General features: G+C 58.7%; 2 protein-coding genes and 2 pseudogenes. 1 reads left to right on the top strand and 3 read right to left on the bottom strand.

Annotation, left to right across the window (positions count from 1 at the left end):
• From ABEA12_RS15245 to ABEA12_RS15235, 3 genes and pseudogenes are all read right to left on the bottom strand, one after another.
• Positions 1–149: pseudogene (locus tag ABEA12_RS15245) on the bottom strand (creatininase); the annotation flags it as partial.
• Between the two features lie 75 nt (positions 150–224).
• A complete protein-coding gene (locus tag ABEA12_RS15240) occupies positions 225–1,499 on the bottom strand; it encodes an MFS transporter (RefSeq protein ID WP_210102663.1) in 1,275 nt (424 codons plus the stop codon).
• Between the two features lie 975 nt (positions 1,500–2,474).
• A complete protein-coding gene (locus ABEA12_RS15235; RefSeq protein WP_210101889.1) occupies positions 2,475–3,146 on the bottom strand; it encodes a GntR family transcriptional regulator in 672 nt (223 codons plus the stop codon).
• A 167-nt stretch (positions 3,147–3,313) separates the two neighbouring features.
• Between ABEA12_RS15235 and ABEA12_RS15230 the strand changes: the two are divergent.
• Positions 3,314–3,493 (top strand): annotated as a pseudogene (locus tag ABEA12_RS15230) (serine hydroxymethyltransferase); the annotation flags it as partial.

Genomic DNA, 3,493 nt, shown 5'->3' with positions numbered 1-3,493 from the left:
TCCTTGGCTGCCATGATCTTGCGCAGTCCGCTCAGGCGGCGTTCGAACTCTGCGTCCGAGAAGGTCAGCTGCTGCTTGGTTCCGTTGTGCAGGGTCTTGAGTCGCTCAAGCTCGGAGATGCTGCTTATTGCTGCCGATGAAGTGGCCATGGGAAACTCCTTTGTTGTTACGTTTTGATGTTCAGAAAGGGGAAAGGGAGAGGACAGATAGATGGCTCTAGCGGCCTAGGCCAGCGGTTTTTTGCTGGTTTCCACCGAACAAGCGACGGCAACGAGCGAGACCACTGCTGCGGCCATCAGGTACCAACCCGGAGCCAAGGGGGTGCCGGAAGAGGCAATCAGGACGGTTGCCACGAACGGTGCCGTCCCGCCGAATAGGGCGTTGGAGAGGTTGAAGCTGACGGCGAATCCGGTGTAGCGGACCCGGGTGGGGAACATCTCGGCCAAGTAGCTGGGCAGGGTCCCGTCGTTGAGACTGAGCATCCCGCCGAGAAGAATCTGTACCAGCAAGATGATGAAGAAGTTGCCGGTGTCCAACAGCATGAATAGCGGAACAGTCAGTAGGACGAAGAGGATCGATGCAGTCATCAGGATCCTCTTGCGTCCGAACTTGTCCGAGAGCATGCCCACCACGAAGATGAAGCCGATGTAGGTTCCCAATGCCACCGTTGTGGCCATATATGCCGAAGCTTCGCTTAGTCCAACGGTCTTTACCAGGTAAGTCGGCATGTAGCTGAGGATCAGGTAGAAGCCAACCGCGTTGAGCAACACCGCACCCACAGCCTGGATAAGCTGGCGCCAGTGGTTCTTGAACAATGAACTGACCGGGGTCTTGTCCGTGCTGTCTTCTTCGGCCATTGCGTTGAAAACCGGGGAGTCTTCAAGTCGGGTCCGGATGTAGCGGCCGATCAGTCCCATGGGTGCAGCCAGAAGGAACGGAAGACGCCAGCCCCACGATTGCATCTGCTCGGTATCCAGCAGTCCGGTCAGCAATGCCGCCATCAGGGAACCCAGCAGCAGGCCGGTGGCCGTGCTGGCTGGAACCACTGCCGCGTAGAGACCACGACGGTTGGCCGGAGCATACTCCACCAAAAACGCCGCTGCGCCTGCGTATTCTCCGGAGGCGGAGAAGCCTTGGGCGACGCGAATGATCAGCAACAGGATCGGAGCCCAGATGCCAATGGTGTTATAAGACGGGATCAAGGCAATGCAGAACGTAGCCCCGGACATGATCAGGATGGACCACGAGAGCGCTTCACGCCGACCGATCTTGTCTCCGATGTGTCCCCAGACGAACCCGCCCAGCGGACGGATAAAGAAGGAAACTGCGAAGAGAGCGAAGGTGAGCATAAGCCCGGTCGTCGGGTCCGAATCCGGGAAGAAGACTGCCGTGATGGTGATGGCAAGGTAGCCATATACCGCGTAGTCGAACCACTCCACGAAGTTGCCGATAAAACTGGCTGCAACCACCTTGCGAAGAGTTTTCGAGTCAACCGCCATCGGATCACCTCCGCCGAAGCCTGCGTTCTCCTCGCCGTGGACCCCTTCGTTGCGGTTGAGGAGCGTGCTCGTTGCAGAAGCCGCATTGGCATCATTGCCGACCACGGAATTTTTACGCTGAATCATTCGGGAACCACCAAAGTTTTCTAAGTTGCATTGTTTGCAACACCGTTGCGTAAACTGTATTTGTGTCCGGTGTCACTGTCAAGGGCTTGTTTGATCCAGGTCACAGACCCACGTTTCGACGTCGGAACACCGGGCACACGGCCCGGAGCCCTCTCCTTGTCACAGCGCAACCAGAAACGCCCCCCCCGGTTCTCCTGCGACGGCCAAGCGACTCACCGAACTGGCCCTGCCACATTCGGTCGGGAGAAACTACGTTGGCATGGATTAAGCATGAGGACTCGCCAATGCCCGAGAGGCCTGTGCTCTGGCTGATTCGAAGCACCAGCGCCCCACATCGCCTAGCGCGGATCTAGGACCACGTCTCCTCGCAGCTTAAGAGATGAAAATAGCGGCTTCAATGGCCGTGGCCCGAGCGACAGAGAAAACCCAATGGGCCCCTCAATACTGAAGCCGACCGCGCCCACCGGCTGCCTAACGGCACGCAGAAGTGCCACCCGCTGAAGTTGCCAGAACAGAGCAGCCCATCAAGTGAAAATATCCGAGGCTTTGGTGACTGCTGCTCCATCGCCGGGAAATCGCTGCTCACTTTGATGACGCTGGAGGCACCCGGGGTAGCCGGCAAACACACAAAGGGCCCGTTACCCAGAGGCCGAATGGGACCGCGGATCGTTACACTGTGCGGGATTTTCGAAACGCCAAGAACCCAGCCACTGATCCCACGGGGGTCAACCGAGAATCAACCTTGGACGCCCGGATCCCTGAACCCCACGCCGGCAGCGACGCACTTTCCTTCGTCCCACCGCAACGAGCGAACCGTGGCCCGTAAATGGCGATAGAGCGTCGATTCAACTAAAGGACGGCTCTGATCGTCTGTTCGAAACTGACGATGTGTTCCAAGGCCATGGCCTTTGCCTTATCTGCGTCCCGCGCAACGATGGCATCAAGCAGGGCAACATGCTCATCGATGTGCCCGGCAACGGAGGGCACTTTATCCAGAACCAAGCACCAGATGCGAGTGGCCAGGTTGTCGAGCCGGATCAGCGTGTCTTCCAAATGGGGGTTGCCTGCTGCGCGATAGATGCTGCGGTGCACGTCGAGGTCGTAGGACATCAGCCCTCGCTTGTCCACGTGGCGGTCCCCCAGCCGCTCGATATCGCGGGCCAGCGCGCCCAAGGTCTCCCGCTCGGCGTCCGATGCGCCCAGGGCTGCCTTGTAGGCGGCAAGGGGCTCGAGGGAGCGGCGAAGTTCCGAGACGTCGGCGAGTTCGGTGATGTCTACGATGGTGGCAAAGGTGCCCCGTCGCGGATAGGAAACGACCAAGTGGTCGATCTCCAGACGCTTGAGCGCCTCACGCACCGGGGTGCGCCCCACCCCCAGCTCCAAGGCCAGCTGGCCGTCGTTGATCGGTTCCCCAGGGCGGATATCCAGCATAATCAGCCGGTCTCGAATGTCGCGGTAGGCCTGTTCGGCCAGGGATATCTGCTCACCCACGAGCTGCGGGCTTGCGGAGATAGTACTCATTTTTGAATGTCCCTTCCGTTGCCGAGGATACGGATTCACTGCAGTTCGATCGGTCTGGCGACTTATTTCCTAGCGGCCATTGACACTATGTGATCATCATCATAGCATTAGGGTTAGTTCTGATATATCAATCATAAACAACTTGTACTTCAAGGAGTGAACACTGGATGACTGCCACGCATGCCACGCTTGTAGAGTCAACGCTGACCGAGAGCATTGCGACCCTTGATCCGGAGATCGCGGAGCGTATCGACGCGGAACTGGCTCGCCAGCAGCGCGGCCTGGAGATGATCGCCTCGGAGAACCACACGGCCCTTGCCGTGATGCAGGCCCAGGGTTCGGTGTTG

Origin of the sequence: Paeniglutamicibacter antarcticus (assembly GCF_039544305.1) — a bacterium.
GTDB classification, from domain to species: Bacteria; Actinomycetota; Actinomycetes; order Actinomycetales; family Micrococcaceae; genus Paeniglutamicibacter; species Paeniglutamicibacter antarcticus_C.
Note: the sequence above shows the minus strand (reverse complement) of the source record. Positions and strands in the feature narration are given on the sequence as shown.

What these genes read in the sequence shown, in the direction of transcription:
- ABEA12_RS15240 (WP_210102663.1), bottom strand. Translation starts at nt 1,499, where the DNA reads ATGGCGGTTGACTCGAAAACTCTTCGCAAGGTGGTTGCAGCCAGTTTT.
- ABEA12_RS15235 (WP_210101889.1), bottom strand. Translation starts at nt 3,146, where the DNA reads ATGAGTACTATCTCCGCAAGCCCGCAGCTCGTGGGTGAGCAGATATCC.